We start from the raw sequence: 6177 nt of genomic DNA on the forward strand, positions 1-6177 counted from the left end.
CTCCTGATGACCAATGAAGTCCGCGCCGCGCTGCAGCTGACTGCGCTTACCAAGCACTTCGGCCGGCCCGCCGTCGACCAGCTCAACCTGACGGTGCGGCGCGGCGAACTGTATGCGCTGCTGGGGCCGAACGGCGCCGGCAAGACCACCACCTTGCGCATGGTCGCGGGCCTGCTCGCGCCGGACGCGGGCAAGGTCGAAGTATTCGGCATTGACCTGGCGGCCAATCCTGCCGGCGCCAAGCAGGCCATGGCGTACCTGCCGGACGACCTGATGCTGTATGCCAAACTCAAGCCGACCGAGTACCTCGAGTTCATCGCCGGCCTGTGGGGCATTGGCGCGGCGGAGGCCGAACCGCGCGCGCGCAAGCTGCTCGATTGGCTCGACCTGACCAAGCACGCCCATGAGCTGACCGAAGGGTTTTCGCGCGGAATGAAGCAAAAGCTCGCGCTGGCCGGCGCCCTGATCCACGAACCGCAGCTGCTGATCCTCGACGAGCCGCTCACCGGCCTCGACGCCGCGGCCGCGCGCCAGGTCAAGGACTTGCTGGTCGATCACGTCAACGGCGGCGGCACCGTGATCCTGACTACCCACATCCTTGAAGTGGCGGAGCGGCTGGCGCAGCGCATCGGCATCATCGAGCACGGCCGCCTGATCGCCGAAGGAACGCTGGACGAACTGCGCAGCCAGGCCGGCGGGGCAACGTTGGAGGATGTCTTCCTGCAACTGACGGGGCAGTCTTGAAGGCGCCCGCCGGCAGCGCGCTCTGGCTGCTCAAGCATGAAGTGCGCATGCTGTTTTTCAATTCCGGCTACGGCTCCAAAAAAGGCGCGGCCACGCGCGGCCTGAGCAAGAAGGCGATCGCATTGTGGGCGGTCATCACGCTGGCGATCCACGCGGCCGCTTACTTCATGCTGAGCAAACTGCCGGACGGCACGATGCAGATTCCGCACCTGCTGATCATGGGCCTCACCGGCGTGTACGCAGCGCTGGCGAGCCTGATGCTGGCGCAAGGCCTGAAGGCAAGCGTCGAGGTGTTGTTCGAACGCGGCGACATGGATCTGCTGCTGTCGTCGCCGTTGTCGTCGCGCGGCATCTTGATCGTGCGGCTGGCCGGCATCGTCATCGGCATTGCCGGCGTGTTCCTGTTTTTCCTGACGCCGTTCGCGCACATCGGGCTGCTGCTGGGCCACTACCGCTGGCTCGGCATCTACCCGGTCGTGCTCGCTACCGCAACGGTGGCGGCCTCGCTGTCGATGCTGGGGACGCTAGGCTTGGTACGGCTGTTCGGCGTGCGCCGCACGCGCGTTGTTGCGCAGGTGCTCGGTGCGTTGTCGGGCGCGATGTTCTTTTTGTTGTCGCAGGTGTTCGCCAACAGCTCGGGGGGCTTTCGCGCCAAGGTCGGCGCCTGGTTTGCGCCGATGCTCGCGCCAGGCGCCACCTTCGGCCCTGACAGCCAGGTCTGGTTGCCGGGCCAGGCAGTCCTCGGTGACCCGCGCGCACTGCTGGCGTTCAGCCTCGTCGCCATCGCCATGTTCGCACTGACGGTGCGCTTCACGCATCGCTTCTTCGTGCACGGGGTGCAGCAGGCAGTGAGCCTGGTGCGTGCGGCGGCGGCGCCGGCCGGCGGCCAGCGGTACCAGTTCGGCCGCAGCTTGACGCACGTCATCATTGTCAAGGAATGGCGCCTGATCGCGCGCGACCCGCAACTGATCTCGCAGGTGATGCTGCAGCTGCTGTACATGCTGCCGCTATTTTTCGTGCTGATATTTAAGGGCGGCACGCAGGTGGCCGGTATCGCCGCGGGACTGACCTTCCTGGCCGGCTCGCTGACGGCGGCGCTGGCCTGGGTCATCATGTCGGCCGAGGATGCGCCGGACCTGCTGCACGCGTCACCGTCGAGCATGCACACGATCCGGCGTGCCAAGCTTGCGGCCGTCACCATGCCGGCGCTCGCGCTGGTGAGCGTGCCGATGCTGTGGGTGCTGGCGCGCGATCCGCGCGCGGCCATGCTGATGTGCGCCACCGTGGTCGCTTCGGTGACAACATCGGCGCTGATCGCCATGTGGTGCGGCCGGCCGGCAGCGCGGGGCGACTTCAAGAAGCGCTCCAAGGGAAATTTGCTGAGCAACACGCTCGAGACGCTCAACGGCTTTGCCTGGTCCGGACTGACCTACCTGTTGCTGATGGCCGGCGGCGAAACACGCTTCCCCGGTTGGATGCTGCTGGTCGCCGCTTTGCTGTTTGCCGCAACGATCGCCCTCTTGCTGGCAGCCTGGATCTTGCGCCGGCGTGAAGACTGAGCGTCGCACGCGTGTAAGGTGACCAGAATAGGAAGACGTGTTATCGTTTCGTCATTGCAGCGCACAATCAGAAAGTATCTATGTTAATCACGTTTACCTCCAAAGCAGCAGCCGAAGTCACCATGTACAAAGAGCACGCCAAGCGCATGCTCGACCTGCTCGGCAAGGACGCCAGCCGCGGTGTCATCACAGCCGCAGAAGCGGCTCGCGCCGTCGAAGTGCTGGAGAAAGAGATCGCCGAATCGCGCAAGCATCGGGCGTCCGACGATGTGCAGCGCGACGTCCACGCGCATCATGGCGACCTCAACGAGGACAAAGATCACGAGGGCATGGAAGTGGTCAGTTTCGCGACCCGCGCATACCCATTGCTGGAAATGCTGCGCGCGGCGCGCAACGGCGGTCACGACGTCCTCTGGGGCGTGTAATGACGCAGCTGGTGGCCCTGAAGAGCCACCAGCTCAGTGCAGCCGACGGCACCAGGCTGTTCGTCACTGACTACCTGCTGCCGGCATCGCAGGCGCGCGGCAGTGTCGTGCTGATGCATGGGCTGGGCGAACACGGCGGCCGATACCGGCATCTCGCCGGCTTCTTCAACGAGTGCGGTTTATCGGTGCGTTGCTACGACCACCGGGGGCACGGACGATCGCAAGGCAAGCGCGGCGACGTCATCAATGGCAATCCGATGTTGCAGGATGCCGAAATCATCATCGACGATTTTGCGGCGCGCTTTGCGCAGCCGCCGTTTCTGTTCGGCCATAGCATGGGTGGGCTGTTCGCCGCTCACTTCGCGCTGGCGCACAAGTCGCCACTGCGCGGCCTGATCCTGTCGTCGCCGGCGCTGGCGCTGCGAGTGTCATCGCTGGATTTGAAAATGCTGGCGGTGCTTGAGAAACTGGCGCCCACACTGGCGGTGCCGAGCGGTTTGAAGACTGCATTTCTCTCGCACGACGCTAAAATCGCCGCCGCCTACAAAGCAGATCCGCTGGTGCATGGCAGGATCAGCGCGCGACTGCTGCGCTCGATGCTGTTCTCGGCCGAGTATTGCGCTTTGCATGCCGCAGCGCTGGCGATTCCCACACTGATGCTGGTCGCCGGCGACGATCGCCTCGTCGACCCGGCGGGAAGCAGACGCTTCTTCGCCAAGCTGCCACCAGGCTTGGCGCAGATGCATGTCTACGACGCCATGTACCACGAGATTTTCAATGAGGTCGATACAACGAGGCCGTTTGCCGACCTGAAGGGATGGCTGGAGCACACGGCGCTGGCGCGTCAGCAGCGCTGAGGCGCCAATAAGTTCGCGCTGCGAAGGGGAGTGCTAAGTCGACGGCGCGACGCTGCACATGGCACAGTTGTCGCCGTCCTCGAACGAAATGCGCACAGGCAGGAATCTGGCGATAATGTCGGCGTTGGTGCGGGCGTGCTGCGACACCTTGGCGACCGAATAGCGGCCCGCGCCGGCCAATGCCAACGGCAGCATGATCTGGTCGGCAAGATGCTCGCCGACCGCCGCGTTCGACGCGACGTATCTGCGCGCTTCCCGCAGCGCCGCTTTTGCAACATCTTCCGCCCCGACCTTCTTCTCGCTGAAAGCGACAACAACTTCGGTCGCGTGTTCGTATTCGAGCGTGATCAGCACGGCGTTGCCGGGACCCTGCTCGGCGGGCAGGACGCACTCGCGCAATTGCGGCCCGTCCCATCGCATGGCGGCGCCGATGCATTCGAGCTCGCGCCGTGCAACGCTGGGTGAAACACCGGCGACGATACGTTCGGCATAGCCGGAAACGTACTTTCCACGCGAGATGAGTTCGAGCGGTCGCAATTTACCGCACGGCTTTACCGTTGCGCGCACGACGCCCCCGCCGGCCGGATAGAAGCCGGCACGCAGCATGTCGATGTCGATTTCCGCGCCCATCGCGCGCATCAGCGGGCAGTAGGCACGCTGCAAAAACTGAACCGGCGGCGCCATCGGATTGTGCGTGCCGCCAGTAATACGCACGGTCGACGCGGCGTCGCCATGCAGCAGCGCCGGCAGAATCGTCTGCAGTACAAGCGTGCAGCTGCCCGCGGTGCCAATCGCGAATTCGTAGTCGCCCGATTTGATCGGCCCGGGGACGAAAGTGAGTGCCTGCGAGCCGACTTCGGCGCCGGTCACCGCCGCATCGCTGACGCGCGCCGCAGCCTGCACCGCGACGAGGTGCTGGCGCATCAGGCCAGGCTTGGCGCGTCGCGCGCGGATATTCGCCATCCTGAACGGCTGGCCGCTAATCATCGACAGCGTCAGCGAGGTGCGCAATACCTGTCCGCCGCCCTCCCCTTGCGAGCCATCGATTTCAATTGCGCTCATTCCCATTTTCTTACCCTTTGACGCATACCACCTGCTTAAGGGTATGAACGACTTCCACCAGGTCGCGCTGCGCGTGCAAAACCGCGTCGATATCCTTGTACGCCATCGGAATCTCGTCGATGACATTGGCGTCCTTGCGGCATTCGACGCCCTCGGTTGCGCTAACCTGGTCGGCCAGGGTAAAGCGACGCTTCGCTTCGGTGCGGCTCATGGTGCGCCCGGCGCCATGGCTACAACTTTGAAAGCTGTCTTCGTTTCCCTTGCCGCGGACGATAAAGCTTTTCGCGCCCATCGAGCCCGGAATAATCCCCAATTCGCCGCTGCGCGCCGACACGGCTCCTTTGCGCGTTACCAGCACATCGCGACCGAAGTGGCGTTCTTTCTGCACATAGTTGTGGTGGCATTTGACTGCCTCGACATGGGTCTCGAACGGCTTCGAGATCACCGTGCGCACCGCCGCGATCAGGTTCTGCATCATCACCTCGCGATTGGTGCGGGCGAATTTTTGCGCCCAGCCCACCGCCTCGATGTAATTGTCATAGTGCTGCGTGCCTTCATTCAGGTACGCCAGCTCCTGGTCCGGCAAATTGACGAAGTGCGTACGCATGTCCTGCTTGGCCAGTTCTATAAAGTGCGTGCCGATCGCATTGCCCACGCCGCGCGAGCCGGAGTGCAGCATCAGCCACACAAATCCGACTTCATCGAGACAGACCTCGACAAAGTGGTTACCGCCTCCCAGCGTGCCGAGATGGCGATAGTTATTCGTGTTCTTCAGTTTTGGGCGCCTTCAGGCAAATGGCGTCGAATTCGTCCTTGAGCTGTCCCCACGCCAGGTCGACCGGCGCCGGCGGCGTATTCCATGCGCCTTCGTCACGGCCGCGCTGGCCGCGCGTCTTCGGCGAACTGCCGTGCGGAATGGCGCGCTCGATCGCACTGCGCAGTTTGCCAAGGCTATCGGGCAGGTCATTGGCGGTCAGCGTGGTCTTGGCGGCCATCATGCCGCAACCGATATCGACTCCCACCGCTGCCGGAATCACCGCGCCCGTGGTCGCCACGACACTGCCGATGGTCGAGCCTTTGCCGAGGTGCACGTCCGGCATCACTGCGATGTGCTTGTAGATAAACGGCATGCGCGCGGTATTAGCCAGTTGCTGCCGGGCCGATTCTTCGACCGGAACGCCCTGGGTCCACATCTTGACCGGCTGCGCGCCGGGCGACTGCATGACATCGTAGTTTGCGTTTTTCATCTCAGGTATGTCTCATCGAACTCGCAGATAACAAGGTACCGTAAAATTTCCGCCAAGGCCGCAGCGGAGAAGGTTTTGGCAAGGCAGGCTCCATCACCTGAATCCGCGACTCACACACCACCAGACGAAAAAAAACCCCAGCATTTCTGCTGGGGTTTTTCTCTTATAACTAGCCTGACGATAACCTACTTTCACACTGGTTGCAGCACTATCATCGGCGTAATATCGTTTCACGGTCCTGTTCGGGATGGGAAGGGGTGGTACCGATTTACTATGGTCATCA

Annotated in this window: 5 protein-coding genes, 1 rRNA gene and 1 pseudogene; 4 read left to right on the plus strand and 3 right to left on the minus strand. The window is 63.2% G+C overall.

What is annotated here, in order from left to right; all coding sequences use genetic code 11:
* Nucleotides 1-6 precede the first annotated feature (6 nt).
* The 4 genes from ACP7DD_RS04870 (at nt 7) to ACP7DD_RS04885 (ending at nt 3585) form a co-directional block, all read left to right on the plus strand.
* Complete coding sequence (locus tag ACP7DD_RS04870; protein WP_426173576.1) at nt 7-744, plus strand: ABC transporter ATP-binding protein; 738 nt, start codon at nt 7-9, stop codon at nt 742-744.
* Nucleotides 741-2303 carry a putative ABC transporter permease subunit gene (locus ACP7DD_RS04875; RefSeq protein ID WP_426173577.1) on the plus strand — a complete coding sequence of 521 codons (1563 nt, stop codon included), beginning with the start codon at nt 741-743 and terminating at the stop codon, nt 2301-2303. The genes ACP7DD_RS04870 and ACP7DD_RS04875 overlap by 4 nt, the downstream gene beginning before the upstream one ends.
* 80 nt (nt 2304-2383) lie before the next feature.
* On the plus strand, nt 2384-2728 hold the full coding sequence (locus ACP7DD_RS04880; RefSeq protein ID WP_426173578.1) for a DUF1840 domain-containing protein: 345 nt from the start codon (nt 2384-2386) through the stop codon (nt 2726-2728).
* Nucleotides 2728-3585 carry a lysophospholipase gene (locus tag ACP7DD_RS04885; protein WP_426173579.1) on the plus strand — a complete coding sequence of 286 codons (858 nt, stop codon included), beginning with the start codon at nt 2728-2730 and terminating at the stop codon, nt 3583-3585. Before ACP7DD_RS04880 ends, ACP7DD_RS04885 begins: the two co-directional genes overlap by 1 nt.
* Before the next feature lie 33 nt (nt 3586-3618).
* Here ACP7DD_RS04885 and rtcA read toward each other — a convergent pair whose 3' ends face one another.
* From rtcA to rrf, 3 genes and pseudogenes are all read right to left on the minus strand, one after another.
* On the minus strand, nt 3619-4647 hold the full coding sequence (rtcA, locus tag ACP7DD_RS04890; protein WP_426173580.1) for an RNA 3'-terminal phosphate cyclase: 1029 nt from the start codon (nt 4645-4647) through the stop codon (nt 3619-3621).
* A 10-nt stretch (nt 4648-4657) separates the two neighbouring features.
* Nucleotides 4658-5894: pseudogene (locus ACP7DD_RS04895) on the minus strand (RtcB family protein).
* A gap of 172 nt (nt 5895-6066) precedes the next feature.
* Nucleotides 6067-6177: ribosomal RNA gene (gene rrf / locus ACP7DD_RS04900) — 5S ribosomal RNA — on the minus strand; the annotation flags it as partial.

This window comes from Massilia sp. TWR1-2-2 (genome assembly GCF_049897565.1).
Classification (GTDB): Bacteria; Pseudomonadota; Gammaproteobacteria; order Burkholderiales; family Burkholderiaceae_D; genus JAFCUW01.